The organism is Guyparkeria sp. TX1 (assembly GCF_046523965.1).
Classification (GTDB): Bacteria; Pseudomonadota; Gammaproteobacteria; order Halothiobacillales; family Halothiobacillaceae; genus Guyparkeria.
Map to the genome: position 1 here is coordinate 534,228 of NZ_CP144142.1, position 16,308 is coordinate 550,535.

Here is a 16,308-nt window from a genome sequence, read left to right on the forward strand (position 1 = left end):
GCTAGCCGGGGCGACGAGCGGTGATGATGGCGCGCCGGGGCGCGGGCAGCCCTTCGCGGGTCCGGGTGGGATCGTCGGGATCGAGGAAGTCGACCAGCGACTGGCGGTCGCCGAACCAGTCGGTGCGGTGCTGCTCCTCCGCGGTGGTCACCGTCACGTCGACCACTTCGGGATCGACGAAGCCCATGCGCTTGAGCCAACCGATCACGGCAGCCGGACTGGGCAGGAACCAGACATTGCGCATGCCAGCGTAGCGATCGGCCGGCGTGAGGATGGTGGTGGCACCCCCCTCGACCACCAGGGTCTCGAGGACCAGCTCGCCGCCCGGGCGCAGGCAGGCCTTGAGTTCACCGAGGTGCGTGAACGGATCGCGGCGGTGGTAGAGCACGCCCATCGAGAAGACCGTGTCGAAGCGCGGCCGCTGCGGAAAGCCTTCCAGCGTAGTAGGCACGATGCCGGCGCGCGTTTCGCCCAGCAGGTGGGCGACGGCATGAAACTGGGCCACGAACACCCAGGTGGGATCGACGCCGAGGGCGAAGTCCGCCCCGGCGCCGAGCATGCGCCAGAGGTGATAGCCGTTGCCGCTGCCGATATCGAGTACCCGACGACCGGCCAGCGGCTGGATGTGGTCGACCAGTCGGTCCCATTTGAGGTCCGAGCGCCACTCGGTATCGATCGACACCCCGAACAGGTCGAAAGGCCCCTTGCGCCAGGGGATCAGGTCACGGAGCACATCCTCGAGCCCGGCCAGGGCCTCGTCGGCACGCGCGGTGATAGCGGGTCGGTCGAGATGATTGACGGCCCCGGCAGGGCGCTCGGGGAGATCGCCGACGGCGGCCAGCCATCGCGACCAGTCGCCGTGATTGACTGACGCCCAGTCGAACGTGCGCCACCCCTCCATCGGCATGCGTCGGGGAAGGTGACCGAGCGCGGCACGGGTCTGGCGGGCGATGCGCTCGATGCCGAGCGCGACCGACCGCTCGGTGGCGGCATCCCTCATCGGTTGATCAGAACCGGTAACCGAGCCCGACGGCGAACAGGCCGGTTTCCTGATCGTAGAAGCGGATATCGGAATCGCGCTCGGACCAGACACCGTAGGCGTTGACCGACCAGTTCGACCAACCGAACGGCTCGGCGTAGCGCACGCCGGCAACCACACCCATTTCCTTGCCGTCGCGGTACTCGTCATAGATCGGCTGACGCGCGTCGTAGCGATCCACGCCGTAGTAACCGGTCATCGAGAGCGACCAGCGATCGATCTCGTAGCGGGCGGTCAGCTGCGGGCGCAGCAGCCAGCCTCGGTTCGCGGCGCCATCGGCATCCAGGCGGCGGTATTGCACGCCGGGCGTCACACTAAAGCGATCGGTGAGGGCGAGCCGGTAATTGAGATCGAAGCGGTGCTCGGTGCCTTCCCGTTCCAGCAGTCGACGCTCGGCGGGCGACAACTCCAGCGCCTGGCCGGAGCGTTCATCGTCGATGTTGCGACGGTACAGGCGGTAATCCACCGACAACCCGGTTCCGGCAATGACCGCCAGCCCCAGGTGCAGGCCGCGGCGATCGACATCAGTGGCGTCACGACGCTCTCCGACCACGAACGGGTCCGACCAGACCTCGCTGTCATTGACGGTGACCGGGATCACGCCCGCGGTCAGCAGCCCGACACCGCCCACCAGGTAGCGCGCACCGACCTCGACGCCGAGCTCCGCATCGGCCAGGGCGGACCGAGGGGTGCCGGCATAGAGCGACAACTCGCGCGGCACGACGGTGTAGTCGATCTGCCCCAACACCCCACCGATCGGGCGTGTCTCGCGTGAGGACAGGCTATAGAGGGAATCAATCCGCTTCTGATCGCCGGACACGGCCAGATTGGACCGGCTCGACATGACACCAATCAGCGGCTGAATCTCGCCGGAGAAACCGGTCTCGTCGGCGATCGGCGAGGCCTGCGCCCCCGTTGCAAGGAGCAGGCTCAGCGGCAGGATGGCCAAGGCAATGGCCTGCGCCACGGCCCGGGACACGAGATTTTCAAAGGCGTTCATCGGTTCCATTCCTGTTGTTCACACACGACAAGATCGCGACCGTCCGTTATGGGTCGCACAGCATAAGAGGTATGTCTCTTCCCGCCATGAGCGGTTCCCTGGACGGGGCAATCAGTCGGTCTGATCCGTTGTTTTTTTGCATCGCCGCGCCAGCCAGAGGCAGAACCCGTAATGGCGCGAGAGCATCACCACCTCGTCGAAGCCCGCTTGCCGCAGGCGGTCCTCGTGGTTGGTGACCGTCTCGGTGAGCAGCACGTTTTCCAATGCCTGTCGCTTGCCGGCAATCTCCAGCTCGGAGTAGCCATTGGCGCGCTTGAAGTCATGGTGAAGCTCGGTCATCAGCGCCTCGGCGCCGGGTTCGGGTTCGGGTTCGTTGACCTTTTCCGCCAGCACCAGCACGCCATCCGGCAACAGGCCGTCGTAAAGGCGGGCGATCACGGCATCGCGCCGCGCCGGCTCGACGAACTGCAGCGTGTAGGCGAGCACCACCATCGAGGCGCGTTCGGGCAGCACCTCGGCAAGGTCGGCACAGACCAGATCGGTGCGATAGGGCGAGTGGAACGCGGCCAGCTGCGCCCGGGCGCGCTCGAGCATGGCCTGCGAGTTGTCCACGCCGATCAGCTCGACCCCCGCCGGCGGCGCATCCATGCCGGCGAGTGCCGAGCGGATCGAGAGCGTCATCGCGCCCAGCGAACAGCCCAGGTCGTAGACCCGCGAATGGGCCTGCACGTGGCGCCGGGCAATCGCCGCCACCAGCTCGAGGTTGAAACGATAGCCGGGCACGGAGCGCGAGATCATGTCGGGGAAGACCGCCGCCACCGAGGCGTCGAAACGGAACGCCGCCGGTGGCTGCGGGTCGCGGTAGAGATCGTCTCGACCGCTCGGGATGGGTTGTTGAGGTGATTCCGGCATGACGGGCTCGACCTTCCGAGGGGGCGGAAAGTCTACCGCGGCGAGAGGGCGACGAACAGGCTCACCGGGCCGGGGCAGGTCAGCGAGGGCGTCAGATCGGCCGTTGCGGCCGCAGTCCTCGCGAGGCCAGCTCTTCGGCCACCGCCTCGGGCGGACCGCTGAACACGATCCGATCGCGCTTGTTGGCCAGCTGGTAGTCGTACATGGGGTCGTAGTACTCGACCAGCATCACCCGGATCAGATCGCGCAGGCCCTGGACATCATCCTGGCCGTACCAGGCATCGAGGGCCTCCTCGGCCATGCCGCGCACCTTGGCGTGGCGCGCGCCGCCGAGGCGCTTGGCCACCCGGTCGATCGCCCCGAGGATGTGCTCGCGCACCCGCGCGCTCGCCCCGGTGGCGTCGGTGGCCAGCACGCGGCGGTAGCCTGCCTCGAGATCGATGATGTAGTCCTTGAGACTCTGCTCGACCCGCTCGTCCAGTGGCCTTTCGATCACCACCAGCGGCGAGCTGCGCATGCGCTCGAACAGGGTCGGCGGCACCAGCCGCGCGCCGACCATCTTGCCCTCGTCCTCCACCAGGATCGGCTCGTCCGGGGCACGATGCCGCAGGCGCAACAGGTCAATCGCGACCTGGTTCTCGAAGTCGATCGGCATGGGTTGCGGTTCCGGCTCGCGACCGAAGGCCGAGCCCTTGTGCCGCGCCCGCCCTTCGAGATCCAGGTAGCGCTCGAAGTGGTACAGAAACGGCGTTTTGCCCACGCCGGTGCGCCCACCCAGCATGATCAGGGGGGCGTCGGCCGCCTGGGTTTCCAGGGCATCGAGCAGAAAGCGGCGCATGGCCTTGTAGCCGCCCGCGACGCGCGGATAAGTGATACCCGCCTCCTCGAACAGCATCTGCTGGGTCAATCGTGAGCGCAGCCCACCACGGAAACAGTAGAGCAGGCCGTCGGGATGGGCCTCGGCGAACGCCTGCCATTGCGCCACCCGGCGGGCCTTTTCCTGTGCGTCGACCAACTCGTAGCCCAGCGCGATCGCGGCATCCTGGCCGGCTTCCTTGTAACGAATGCCGACCTGGTGGCGCTCCTCGTCGGTGAGCAGCGGCCGATTCTCTGCCCCGGGAAACGCCCCTTGCTCGAACTCCACCGGCGCGCGTACGTCCAGCATCGGCCGCTCGTCGAGGAAAATCGAGGCGATATCGGTCACGATCGGCAGATCGGCACGCCCGCTCACGCCGAGCCGCCCTCGTGGAAGACCACGCGCGGGCCCTCGTTCTCCTCGTGCAGGCGTCCGATGGGAGCCGCGTGCAGTCCGGCCTCGGCCAGCAACGAGGCGACGGCGTCGGCTGCCTCGGGACGCACCGATACCAGCAACCCACCGGAGGTCTGCGGATCACAGACGATCGCGCGGGCGAACTCGCTCATCTGGCCGAGATCACGTCCGTAGCTGTCGAAGTTCCGCCCGGTACCGCCCGGCATCTGGCCGGCGGCGATGTAGTCGGCGACCGCCTCGATCAGCGGCAACGATGCCACGTCGATCTCGGCGCGCAGCCGGCTGCCGCGCACCAACTCGAGCAAATGACCGCCCAGCCCGAAGCCGGTGACATCGGTCATGGCGGTGACCGCCTCGAGCGCCGCCAACTCACGGCCGATAAGGTTCAGGCGCGTCATGCTCTGCGGGGCGAAATCGGCGTGGGCGGCGTCGAGCACGCCGTTCTTTTGTGCGGTGGTCAATACGCCAACGCCGAGCGGCTTGGTGAGAAAGAGATGATCGCCGGCACGAGCGGTGTCGTTGCGCTTGAGCCGGTCGAGCTCGACACGGCCGGTCACGGCCAGGCCGAAAATGGGTTCGGGGGCATCGATCGAGTGCCCGCCAGCCAGCGTGATGCCGGCATCAAAGCAGGCACTGCGCCCGCCGTCGATCACTGCCGCGGCGATCTCCGGGCCCAGTTTATCGATCGGCCAGCCGAGGATCGCGATCGCCAGCAACGGTTGACCGCCCATGGCGTAGACATCGCTGATCGCGTTGGTTGCCGCGATCCGGCCAAAGGTGAACGGATCATCGACGATCGGCATGAAGAAGTCGGTAGTCGAGATCACGGCGCTGCCATCGCCCAGATCGAAGACGGCGGCATCGTCGCGCGAGTCGTTGCCCACGAGCAGCCGGGCGTCGGGCTGGATCGGGGTCAGGCTCGAGACCAGCATGTCGTCGAGCAGGGCCGGGGCGATCTTGCAGCCACAACCGGCACCGTGGCTGTACTGGGTCAATCGGATGTTGGGGGCGTTGTCTGAGGACATGGAATCATCGGTGGACTGTGTTCAACCGCTATCGAGCGGGGGACCATCACCGCCCCGTGGCTCGACACCTCACGGCGGCGTGGGGTCGACGGGGTGGGCTTGGACGAATTCAGGGCATCTCGGGGATCGGGAGTGTCTCGAACCCGGGCCGGGCGAACCAGTATCCCTGGAAGCGGTTGAGCCCGAGCGAACGTAGCGTCTCGTATTCCTCGCGCGTCTCGACCCCTTCGGCAATCAGCTCGATCCCCATCTCGTCGCACATCATCGCGGTCGAACGGATCACCGCCTGCTTGCTGCGATGCTCGTCCACCCCACGTACCAGGTTGAGGTCGATCTTGACCAGGTCGGGCTCGAGCTCGATCAGGTGATTCAGTCCGGCGAACCCCTCGCCGTAGTCATCGATCGCCCGCATCAGCCCGCGCTCGCGGTACTCGTCGAAGATCGAGCGCAGGTGGCCGCGATCGGTGATGCGTTCGGCCTCGGTGACCTCGAAGATCAACCGCTTCGGGTCGAAGCCGTAGATCGCAGCCGCCTCCATGGTCGCGCGAATGCAGGCCTGCGGCTTGTAGACGGCATTGGGCATGAAGTTGATGCTCAGATTCGCCTCGATCCCGAGGTCGGAGGCGAGGCGAATCGCGGTCACGCGCGCGGCCTGGTCGAAGTAGTAGCGATTCTGGTCGGTGACCTGGCCGAGCACGCTGCCGGCCGACTCCCCGTTGGGACCGCGCACCAGCGCCTCGTAGGCGTAGATCTCGTTGCGATCGATATCGACGATCGGCTGGAACGCCATGGAAAACGAGAAACCCAGTTTGTCCGACGCCTCGGCCAGGCAATCGCGGCAGGTGACCTGCCGCACCCCGTCGGGGAACACCTGCAGATCGTTGAGTTCGGTCACTTGCGGCATCGACAACCTCCCGGGGCACTGACAAGCAATGGCCCACCGAGGCGGCGGCGCCAGTGGGTCAGTCTAGCAAAAGCCCGAGAATTCCCGTGCGATACATAAGGTAATCGTCCATGACGAAGCCATTGCCGATCGGCTGGCAATCACTGCCCGAGACAAAAAACCCGGCCCGTTCGTAGGCCCTGATGGCCGGGTGATTGTGTCGATTGACCCGCAGTCGGACCTGGTCGAGACCCTCAACGGCCATCTGCCGGCAACTGGCATCGATCAACCAGTGACCCAGCCCCTTACCGTGAAAGCTCGGATCCAGGTAGAGCTTGTCGAGGAAGGCCATATCCGATTCGTGGCGCCAGGCCGAAAAGCCGATCGGCACGCCGACAATCCGCAGCAGCGAAAAGCGGGTGCCGTTCTGCTGGGCCTCGCGCAACGCGGGCAAGGCGTAGCCGCGCCCGAGCATGTAATGCACCTGGGCACTGCCAATGATGGGCGGATAACACCGCCACCAGATGCTTTCGGCCAGGGCCGCGATACCGGGCAGATCGTCAGGTTCCGCCGGATCGAGGGACAGCCGATTGGGCTCAGCGGAATGGCAGGCGGGCAACGACATTCTGTTCTACGCCAACTCAGGCCCGGGAGGACAGCACCATCTGCGGCAGGCTGGCATAACCGTGCCGACGGACGAAGCGATTCATTACCTCGATCGCGGGCGCAAAACGCCGCTCGTCGGTCTGACTACTGCGCTGCTCGGCGGCGCGCATGTTGGCAAACAGCTGCTCCCATTCCGGCACCACGTCGGCGCGCAGCAGGAAGCGAGCCGAGGTGCAACCCTGCGCCTGGCCATCGCGGACGATCGGCGCGACGGGGGTGAGCACCCAGTAATGATCACCGTTCTTGCAGCGATTCTTGACGATGCCGAAGAATTCCTCGCCGGCCTGAATGGTCTGCCACATCAGGTAATAGACGGTATCGGGCATGTCCGGATGGCGCAGGATGCTGTGCGGCTGGCCGATCAGCTCGTCAACCGCGAACCCGGAAATCTCGGCCAGCGATCGGCTGGCCTGGGTGATGATGCCATTGCAGTCGGTCTTTGACTGCAAGGCCCGGTGGGTCCCCAACCCGACCACTCGACCGGTGACCTGTCGAATGTCGATCGGCGGCTGGTACTCCATCGACAGCATGGCAGCGCTCCTCTACCCGAAAGGGCAAGCCGGACGTGGCCCGACGGTACCAAGAAAAATCGATCGGGTATTTAAGCGCGAGAGGCCGGGGCCTTCAACCAAGCAGGGCGCTCGGGTAGACCGGCACGAATCCGGTACGGCTCACTTGCCGATGCAGAAACTGCCGAAGATCTCGCCCAGCAGGTCATCGGCGGTATAGCGACCGGTGATGGCCTCCATCGCGGACTGCGCGCGGCGCAAGGACTCGGCCGCCAGCTCGCCCGCCCCCAACGTCAGCGAGTCGGAGGCCTCGGCCAGGCTTTCCCGGGCGCGCTCGAGTGCCTCGAGATGCCGCCGGCGCGCGATGAAGGGATCCTCGGTCCGATCGGACACGCCGGCAAGGTGCCGCAGTTCGCGGCGCAACGCATCCACGCCCGCCCCGGTTCGGGCGCTCAACCGCAGTATGCCGTCCTCGACCGCCTCGGAGGGCGACTGGTCGGTCAGATCGACCTTGTTGATCACGGTCAGCAGCGGCTTGTCGGGGAGGCGCGCGAGCGTGGCCTCGTCCTCGGCCGATCGGCCGTGCGCGCCGTCGATCAGGTGCAGGATCAGATCGGCGCGCTCGATCTCCTCCCAGGCCCGGCGGATACCTTCCTGCTCGATCGGGTCATCGCTCTGGCGCAGGCCGGCGGTATCGATGACGTGCAGCGGCAGGCCGTCGAGCATGATCTCGGCGCGCAGCACATCGCGGGTGGTGCCGGCAATCTCGGTAACGATCGCGCGCGACTCGCCGGCCAGCTGGTTGAGCAGACTCGACTTGCCGGCATTGGGCTGGCCGACGATCACGAGTTGCAATCCTTCGCGCAGCCGCACGCCTTCACCGGTGCGGCCCAGCAGGTCGGCCAGCTCCTCACGCAAGGCGGCGAGTTGGTCACGCAGCCGCGTGTCGGAAAGGAAATCGATCTCTTCTTCGGGGAAATCGAGGGCGGCCTCGATGTACATCCGCAGGTGGATCAGGTGTTCAACGAACGCATCCACACGTCGCGAGAACGCCCCGGTCAACGACCGGCGCGCGGCGGTGGCCGCCTGCGTGGAACCGGCCTCGATCAGATCGGCGACCGCCTCGGCCTGGGCCAGATCCATGCGGCCATTGAGGAAGGCCCGCTCTGTGAATTCACCGGGACGGGCCATGCGCGCACCGCAGGCGATCATCGCCGCGACGGCGGCATCCAGCAGCACCGGGTTGCCGTGCCCCTGCCATTCGACCACGTCCTCGCCGGTGTAGGAATGCGGCCCCGGGAAATACAGCAGGATGCCGTCGTCCAGCACCTCGTCGCTTTCCGGTCGGTTCAGCGTGACGTAGTGGGCGTAGCGAGGACGGGGCTCGATGCCGCTCAGGCGTCGGACGATGGCGAGCGCCTCCGGCCCGGACAGTCGGACGACGCCGACACCGGCCCGCCCGGCGGCGGTCGCCACCGCGCAGATCGTGTCGACCGGTATCGCGTTCATGGAAAGGTCCGATTACGGTCGGAAAGGGTGCGATGTTTCACGGGAAACATCGCCGCCGATCAGCTCGATCCCTTCTGGGCCGCCATCTGCTTTTCCACCCGGCGGGTGATGATCGCCTGCTGGACGATCGAAAGCAGGTTGTTGACGAACCAGTAGAGCACCAGACCCGCCGGGAAGAAGGCGAAGAAGACCGTGAAGATCACCGGCAGCCACTGGAAGATCTTCTTCTGCATCGGATCGACCGGCGCCGGGTTGAGCTTCTGCTGCAGGAACATCGAGGCGCCCATCAGCAACGGCAGGATGAAGTACGGATCCTTCTGGGTGAGGTCCTCGATCCACAGGATCCATGGCGCCTGGCGCAGCTCGACCGACTCCACCAGCACCCAGTAGAGCGCGATGAACACCGGGATCTGGATCAGGATCGGCAGGCAGCCACCCAGCGGATTGATCTTCTCCTTCTGGTAGAGCTTCATCATCTCTTGGGAGAGACGCTGCTTGTCGTCGCCGAAGCGCTCCTTCAAGGCCTGCATCTTCGGCGTGACGGCCCGCATGCGCGCCATCGATCGATAGCTGATTGCCGAGGGCCACAGGAAGAGCAGCTTGATCACCAGGGTGACCAGCACGATCGCCCAGCCCCAGTTGCCGACCCAACTATGGAAGAAGTCGAGCAGCCAGAAAATCGGCTCGGAAATGACGGTCAGGATGCCGAAGTCGACCGCGAGGTGCAGGCCGGTGGCGAGCGGATCGAGGTTCGACTGGATCTTCGGCCCGACGTAGAGGATCGATTCGAGCGTCTGGGTCGACTGCGGCGCCACGGCGGTGACCGGCGACATCAGGCCCAGGCTATAGACGGTAAAGCCGTCGTTCTGGCTGCGCAGGGTGTAGTACTGGTTCACCTGTTCGGGGTTCGATGGCACCCAGGCGCTCATGAAGTAGTGCTGGATGATGGCGGCCCAACCATCCTGCAGATCCTTCTGCAGCTTGATCTTGCCCATCTCGTCGAATTCGATCTTCTCGTAGTTGAGTCGATCACCGCCGCCGGGAGGCGTGCCCGCGTAGACGCCGCCGGTGTAGGTATACATCAGCTGCATGCCGGGGGTGGAGCCCGAGCGGGTCAGCTGACGATATTGCTGACCACGCCATTCGGCGTCGGTGGTGTTCTCCACCGTGTAGCGCAGGTCGACTGCATACGAGCCGCGCTTGAACAGGTAGGTCTTGGTCACCCGGATGCCGTCCTCTTCCCATGTCATCGGCACCTCGAGCACGGACTCGCCGTCGGCGAGCCGGTACTCGGGCTCCTCTACCTGGAAGGTGGCATGGTGATCCGGCGCGGGCGCATTCTTCGCGCCGATCAGGCCGGACTGGGCAATGTAGGTAAACCCGCTGCTGTCCTGTAGCAGGCGCACCGGCTCATCCGGCCGATCGAGCTCGACGGGGTACTCCAGCAGGTCGGCCTGGCGGATCACGCCGCCGTTCGGATCGAGCTCCAACGACAGCACGTCGGTCTCGACCCGGATCCGATCCGACGCGGCACCCGGCCCGGCAGCCGCCTCCTCGCCAGTCGAGGAAGGCACATCGCCCCCCGTTGACGGCCCGCCGGAGGTAGGCAGATCGTCGGCCGGGCGGTCATTTCCGGCCGCCGCCTGTTCGGTCGTCTGAGAGACGTTGCTGCGCTCGGCCGATGACGTGTTGTCTTCCAGCCAGGCCTGCCAGAGCAGGATCAGGACGAAGCCCAGGGCGATGATCAAGATCAGGCGGCGTTGTTCCATGGGAATCTTTCAGTCTCGCGATTGAACGGCATGGGGCCCGTGATGGGCATCGGCTCGGGAAGCGTCGGATTCGAGTTGGCAGCGGGAGCAGCCGTGTGCCGAGGAGGTACCAGGCACCGGATCGACGCCACCGGCGCAAAAGGGATGGCAGCGCCCCAGTCGACGCAGGGTCAGCCAACCGCCCTTGAGCGCGCCGTGTTGTGACAGGGCCTCGACGGCGTACTCGGAACAGGTCGGGTAGAAACGGCAGGACGGCGGCAGCATGGGGCTGATCAGTAGGCGATAGCCCTTGACCAGTCCGATCAGGACGCGGCGCATTTCCGACTCGCCTTGTTCAGTGCCTGGCGCATCTGGCGGTGCAGATCCGGCATGGACAGCTTGTCCACCCCCGACTTGGCCAGCACGACGACGTCCATGCCGGGCAGGTCGGCGCGGCTCAGGCGAAAATGTTCACGAGCGACGCGCTTGACCCGATTGCGCTCGTGGGCAAGTCGCACCCGCTTGCGGCTGACGGCCAGCCCCAGGCGAGGTTCGCCCTCCGGATTGGCGCGCAGGGCCAGCATCAGGTTGGCCGTATGCACCCGGCCGCCGTCACGCATCACGCGCTGGTAGTCCCGTCCGGAAAGCAGACGGGCCGAACGCGGAAACCGGCCGCCACGAATGACGGCCGGTTCCGTGCTGTCGGCCCCGGCGATCAGGACCTCGGGCGCTGCGTCAGTCATCTGCCTTAGGCAGACAGACGCTTGCGGCCCTTGGCGCGACGGGCGTTGATGATGGCGCGGCCGCCACGGGTCTTCATGCGGGCACGGAAACCGTGGGTCCGCTTGCGGCGCAGATTGCTCGGCTGAAAGGTTCTTTTCATGACGACGTCCCAGTATTGATCAGGTCGATGAGGTGGTCGGAAAGACCGGTCTCGCCGGTCCGTTCGGGTCGAATCGATCGACCGTATCCGCTTGAAAAAGGGGCCGAATACTCTGACAGACCGGGGGCCGCTGTCAAGGGCGGCGTGGCACGGGCCCCGGAAAGACTGCCCCGGCACCTCGAAACCCGGCCAGGAACCACCCGCCGTTGGTCTGTGTATCGACGGATTCGCGACCGTCTCATATCTTGTGGATAAGATGTCGATCGACCGGGGGTGGATGTTATCATCCGCCCCTTGTCCGAGGTATCGATACACGAATCTCCGCAGCCCCGGCTTGCCGGCTTTTTGGCCGTCACGGCACCGATTCAACCACGGGCTGATTGCCCGTCAAGAAGCTGGACGCCCCGTGACGAACCAGGGCGAGCAAGCCGGCAAGCCCGCCAGACTGCCCCAGCGGCGGTCTCGATTCGTGTAAAGAACCCTAGTCGACCCCGAACCGGTGGAGAACGACCGTCGTCATGCAGCATTTCCCGATGTGGCAACAATGCATCGATCGTCTGGCCCAGGAGTTGCCGAACGATCAGCTGACCATGTGGATATTCCCGTTGCAGGCCGAACAGGTCAGCGACGAGCAATGGCTGCTGTGGGCCCCCAACCGCTTCGCCTTCGACTGGGTCAACCAGAAACTGCTCGAACAGATTCGCTTCCACGCCCGCGAGATTTCCGGCCAACCCGAACTCGACGTCTCGTTGCGCATCGGCGAGGCAGGACGCAGCCATACCAAGTCATCGACGACCCCGAGCACGCCTCCGAGCACCCGGCCGGCGCCTGCGGCCCCTCGACCGACCACGCCCAGTCCAATCGAACCCGAGCCGGTCGAGCCGGGTGACACCGCCGACGAAGGCTTCTCGCACAATCTCAATCGCGGCTTTACCTTCGAGACGTTCGTCCAGGGCAAGTCGAACCAACTGGCGTGCGCTGCCTCCCAGCAGGTTGCCGCCAATGCCGGGGCCAGCTACAACCCGTTGCTGATCTACGGTGGCGTGGGCCTGGGCAAGACCCACCTGATGCACGCGGTGGGCAATCAGATCATCGAGCAGCAGAGCGACCGGCGCGTGATCTACCTGCACAGCGAGCGGTACGTGCAGGAAATGATCACTGCGATTCGCAACAACAACACCGAGCAGTTCAAGAACTTCTACCGCGGCATCGACGCGCTGCTGATCGACGACATCCAGTTCTTCGCCACCAAGCCGCGCAGCCAGGAGGAGTTCTTCCACACCTTCAATGCGCTGATCGAGCAGGGCAAGCAGATCGTGATGACCTGCGATCGCTACCCCAAGGAAATCGAGGGGCTTGAGGAACGCTTGAAGTCGCGTTTCGGCTGGGGCCTGACGGTGGCGGTCGAGCCGCCCGACATGGAAACCCGGGTCGCCATCCTGCACAGCAAGGCCGAGCAGTCGGGCATCGATCTCGATTCGGACGTCGCCTTCTTCATCGCCCGACGTATCCAGGCCAACATCCGCGAACTCGAGGGTGCCCTGCGACGGGTGATCGTCACCACGCAGTTCTCCAAGCGGCCGATCACCATCGAGTCGACCAAGGATGCGCTCAAGGACATGATCTCGGCGCACGCCAAGATGATCACCCTGGACAACATCCAGCGCACGGTCGCCAAGTACTACAACGTCAAGATCCAGGAACTCACCGGCGCCCGACGCACTCGTTCGATCGCCCGACCGCGCCAGCTCGCGATGGCACTGGCCAAGGAGTTGACCAACCACTCCCTGCCCGAGATCGGCGAATCATTCGGCGGCCGCGATCACACCACAGTGCTGCACGCGGTGCGCAAGATCGAAGAGCTTCGCGAGATCGACAGCAAGATCAATGACGACTACAACCTGCTGCGACACACGCTGAATGTGTAATCGCCGGCGGTCCTGGGGACAAACCACGTACACCACGGGGACAGGCACTGGGGAACGTGTGGATGAATCCGCGAATAATGAGTTTTCCACAAACCGTCCCATTTCATACACAGGCCGTCCCATGGCATTGAGCCAACCTGTTAAGTGCGAGAAGCTACTGATCGAACTCGGCTTTTCGCACTTATCCCAAGGAAAGCGGCTACGTCACATTCATCATCATCAACAGAATAAAAACATCTGTTACTGATTCAGAGGAACCGCCCACCATGCAACTGACCGTCAGTCGACCGGACCTGCTCGATGCCATCAACCGGGTAATCGGAGGCGTCGAGAAACGCCAGACGATGCCGATCCTGGGCAACCTGCTGCTTGAAGTGGATGCCGATCGGCTCAAGCTCACCGGCACCGATCTCGAGATCCAACTGGAAAGCGAGTGTCCCGTCGACGCCCCCCAGCCGGGTCGAACCACGGTCAACGCACGCAAGCTGCACGACATCATTCGAGCAATCCCCGCCGAATCGCAGATCGTCATTCGCCAGGAAGAAGGCTTCGTCATCGTCCAGGCCGGCCACAGCGTGTTTCGACTCGCCTGCCTGCCTGCCGACGAATACCCGCGCATGGAAGCGACCACCGAGGAACATCGCCTGGTCCTGGGACAGGATCGGCTTCGCGCCATGCTCGACAAGACCCAGTTTTCGATGGCCCAGCAGGATGTCCGCTATTTCCTCAACGGCCTGCTGTTCGAAGTCAGCCCTGAGCGTATTCGTTGCGTGGCCACCGACGGCCATCGACTGGCGCTCGCCGAAACCGACAGTCAGCAGGCGATCGAGGAGACCCTGCGCATCATCGTGCCGCGCAAGATGGTGATGGAACTGATGCGGGCGCTGGACCGCGACGACAACTCCCCGGTCGAACTGCTGGTCAGTACCCAGCAGATCGAACTCAAGCTCGCCCACCAACGCATGGTCAGCAAGCTGATCGACGGTCGTTTCCCGGATTACGAGCGGGTCATCCCGAAGAACAACAGCAAACAGGTCCACGTCGATCGCGAGACGCTCAAGCAGGTCCTGCAACGTGCATCCGTGCTCAACACCGACCGCTTCGCCGGTGCGCACTACCACCTGCAATCCGACCGCTTGGCGATCGAGGCAATCAACAGCGACCAGGAATCCTCCCGCGAGGAAATCCCGGTTCACTACCAGGGCGATGACCTGAAAATCGCCTTCAATATCAGTTATATGCTGGCCATCCTCTCGCACGTCGACGACATGCAGGTCCGCATGGATTTCGAGACCCCCGAATCCAGTGCCCTGATCCTGCCGACCGACGAAGACGCCATCCGGACCCGCTACGTCCTCATGCCGATGAAGATCTAAGCGGCTTGACGTGACGCGACTGGCGACACTGCACGTCGAGCGGTTCCGCAACCTCGAACCACTCGATCTCGAGCCGGCGGCCGGCATCAACCTGATCAGCGGGGCCAACGGCGCCGGCAAGACCAGCCTGCTCGAGGCGATTCACACCTTGAGCCTTGGGCGCTCCTTTCGCGGCAACAACGCCAGCGAACTGATCCGACACGGTGCCGATGATCTGTTGCTGCGTGCCGAGGTGAAGACCCAGGCCGGCCACACCACGCATCGGCTCGCGTTGCAGCGCGATCGGCGCAGCATGACCCTGCGGGTCGACCAGGAAAACGTCGCCCGGCTGAGTGAACTGGCCCGGCTGCTGCCGGTGCTGGCCCTGCACCCGCAATCCGACGACCTGGTGCTCGGTTCGCCCGACTACCGGCGCCGTTTCCTCGACCGCGTCGGGTTCTATGCCCGGCCGGACTTCCACGGCATCCATCGCGATTTCCAGCGCGCGCTCAAGCAGCGCAACGCCCTGCTGCGCCGGGGCCGCCGCGAACCGGCATGGGATCAGCTCTATCTCGAAACCGCTGGCCGACTCGAAACGGCCCGACGCGAGGTGCTTGCGAATCTCAACCAGCGGATCACCGCCCTGCTGGAGCGGATGCTGCCGGGTAGCGTGCTCGCCTTGCGCTACCTGCCCGGCTACCGCCAGGATCTCGATCTCGAACAAGCCCTTCGCCAGGGTGCCGAGCGCGAACGCGACCAGCAGGCCAGCCTGTTCGGTCCCCACCGCGCGGATCTCAAGATCGCGCTCGACGATCACGAGGCCCGGCAGGTCGCCTCCCGCGGGCAGATCAAGATGCTGGTGGTGCTGTTGCACCTGGCGGTGCTCGATCTCTGGGCCGAGGTGCGTGGTGAACCCGCGGTGGTGCTGTTCGACGATCTGGCCTCGGAGCTCGATGCCGACAATCGCCGCCGGGTGCTGGACTATCTCGGCGCGAGCGGGCATCAGGCGTTCGTCAGCGTGATCGCCGCCGACGCCATCGATGGTGAGGGCGATATCCAGGCACGCTTTGCGGTCTCGGCAGGCCAGATCACGCCCCGTTGAGTGGTGTCGACCCCGTGTTGGCGGCCCGCTCATCGGTCTGATCCGAGGTTGGGCGGGAAAATGGTATGATCAGCAGGGAAGGTCTGCGCGAATAGCCAACGCCTCTGCGGGTCGCCAGGCGTCCAGATGCAAGGCGCAGTGCGCCGTCCAATGGCCGTCGTCATTGGCAAGCGCTGCAACACCGCAGATAGGCGCCTGGCGGCCCGCCCTGTGGGGCTTGCCGGCTTGCCCGCCCTCGGTGTTGCCGATCCTCGCCGGGCCCTCGTTATCATATTGGGCCCGCCTTCGGATCGGCGCCTTGATGGCGAACAAGCCGGTAAGCCAGAGGCATTGGCTATTCGTGCAGACCTTCCCTAAGTTTTGAAACACCGTCGGAACGATCGGGACGGATTGGCCAGCCGGCCGATCTCCCGGTGGACCGGTCCGGTTCGGCAAGCGCCGCCGACAGGACCGCTGCGACAGGAAGGGACAAGAGCTAC

Annotated in this window: 16 protein-coding genes; 3 read left to right on the forward strand and 13 right to left on the reverse strand. The window is 65.0% G+C overall.

Annotated elements, in window-relative coordinates:
* Position 1 precedes the first annotated feature (1 nt).
* The 13 genes from cmoB to rpmH form a co-directional block, all read right to left on the reverse strand.
* Positions 2 to 1,000, reverse strand: a complete 999-nt coding sequence (cmoB, locus tag VWP12_RS02575) for a tRNA 5-methoxyuridine(34)/uridine 5-oxyacetic acid(34) synthase CmoB (RefSeq protein WP_410474473.1) — start codon at positions 998 to 1,000, stop codon at positions 2 to 4.
* Between the two features lie 7 nt (positions 1,001 to 1,007).
* Complete coding sequence (locus VWP12_RS02580; protein WP_410474474.1) at positions 1,008 to 2,039, reverse strand: DUF2860 family protein; 1,032 nt, start codon at positions 2,037 to 2,039, stop codon at positions 1,008 to 1,010.
* Positions 2,040 to 2,150: 111 nt separating this feature from the next.
* Positions 2,151 to 2,951: a carboxy-S-adenosyl-L-methionine synthase CmoA gene (gene cmoA / locus VWP12_RS02585; protein ID WP_410474475.1), complete on the reverse strand. Its 801-nt coding sequence runs from the start codon at positions 2,949 to 2,951 to the stop codon at positions 2,151 to 2,153.
* Positions 2,952 to 3,042: 91 nt separating this feature from the next.
* On the reverse strand, positions 3,043 to 4,182 hold the full coding sequence (gene mnmH, locus VWP12_RS02590) for a tRNA 2-selenouridine(34) synthase MnmH (protein WP_410474476.1): 1,140 nt from the start codon (positions 4,180 to 4,182) through the stop codon (positions 3,043 to 3,045).
* Positions 4,179 to 5,246: a selenide, water dikinase SelD gene (gene selD / locus VWP12_RS02595; RefSeq protein ID WP_410474477.1), complete on the reverse strand. Its 1,068-nt coding sequence runs from the start codon at positions 5,244 to 5,246 to the stop codon at positions 4,179 to 4,181. The genes mnmH and selD overlap by 4 nt, the downstream gene beginning before the upstream one ends.
* A 109-nt stretch (positions 5,247 to 5,355) precedes the next feature.
* Entirely contained in the window at positions 5,356 to 6,150 is a 795-nt protein-coding gene (locus VWP12_RS02600; protein ID WP_410474478.1) for an EAL domain-containing protein, read from the reverse strand.
* A 58-nt stretch (positions 6,151 to 6,208) separates the two neighbouring features.
* Complete coding sequence (locus tag VWP12_RS02605; protein ID WP_410474479.1) at positions 6,209 to 6,754, reverse strand: GNAT family N-acetyltransferase; 546 nt, start codon at positions 6,752 to 6,754, stop codon at positions 6,209 to 6,211.
* Between the two features lie 16 nt (positions 6,755 to 6,770).
* Entirely contained in the window at positions 6,771 to 7,325 is a 555-nt protein-coding gene (locus VWP12_RS02610) for a PAS domain-containing protein (RefSeq protein ID WP_410474480.1), read from the reverse strand.
* A gap of 141 nt (positions 7,326 to 7,466) precedes the next feature.
* Entirely contained in the window at positions 7,467 to 8,813 is a 1,347-nt protein-coding gene (gene mnmE / locus VWP12_RS02615) for a tRNA uridine-5-carboxymethylaminomethyl(34) synthesis GTPase MnmE (protein WP_410474481.1), read from the reverse strand.
* 59 nt (positions 8,814 to 8,872) lie between these two features.
* The gene (gene yidC, locus VWP12_RS02620) at positions 8,873 to 10,582 is read right to left on the reverse strand and encodes a membrane protein insertase YidC (RefSeq protein ID WP_410474482.1); all 1,710 of its coding nucleotides are present in this window, start codon (positions 10,580 to 10,582) and stop codon (positions 8,873 to 8,875) included.
* A gap of 9 nt (positions 10,583 to 10,591) precedes the next feature.
* Positions 10,592 to 10,900, reverse strand: a complete 309-nt coding sequence (yidD, locus tag VWP12_RS02625) for a membrane protein insertion efficiency factor YidD (protein ID WP_410474483.1) — start codon at positions 10,898 to 10,900, stop codon at positions 10,592 to 10,594.
* The gene (rnpA, locus tag VWP12_RS02630) at positions 10,885 to 11,304 is read right to left on the reverse strand and encodes a ribonuclease P protein component (RefSeq protein WP_410474484.1); all 420 of its coding nucleotides are present in this window, start codon (positions 11,302 to 11,304) and stop codon (positions 10,885 to 10,887) included. The genes yidD and rnpA overlap by 16 nt, the downstream gene beginning before the upstream one ends.
* 5 nt (positions 11,305 to 11,309) lie before the next feature.
* A complete protein-coding gene (gene rpmH / locus VWP12_RS02635) occupies positions 11,310 to 11,444 on the reverse strand; it encodes a 50S ribosomal protein L34 (protein ID WP_058574926.1) in 135 nt (44 codons plus the stop codon).
* Positions 11,445 to 11,962: 518 nt separating this feature from the next.
* Between rpmH and dnaA the strand changes: the two genes are divergently transcribed.
* From dnaA to recF, 3 genes are all read left to right on the forward strand, one after another.
* The gene (gene dnaA, locus VWP12_RS02640) at positions 11,963 to 13,372 is read left to right on the forward strand and encodes a chromosomal replication initiator protein DnaA (RefSeq protein WP_410474485.1); all 1,410 of its coding nucleotides are present in this window, start codon (positions 11,963 to 11,965) and stop codon (positions 13,370 to 13,372) included.
* A gap of 266 nt (positions 13,373 to 13,638) precedes the next feature.
* Positions 13,639 to 14,748, forward strand: a complete 1,110-nt coding sequence (dnaN, locus tag VWP12_RS02645; RefSeq protein WP_410474486.1) for a DNA polymerase III subunit beta — start codon at positions 13,639 to 13,641, stop codon at positions 14,746 to 14,748.
* A gap of 10 nt (positions 14,749 to 14,758) precedes the next feature.
* Entirely contained in the window at positions 14,759 to 15,829 is a 1,071-nt protein-coding gene (recF, locus tag VWP12_RS02650) for a DNA replication/repair protein RecF (RefSeq protein WP_410474487.1), read from the forward strand.
* Positions 15,830 to 16,308: the final 479 nt, after the last annotated feature.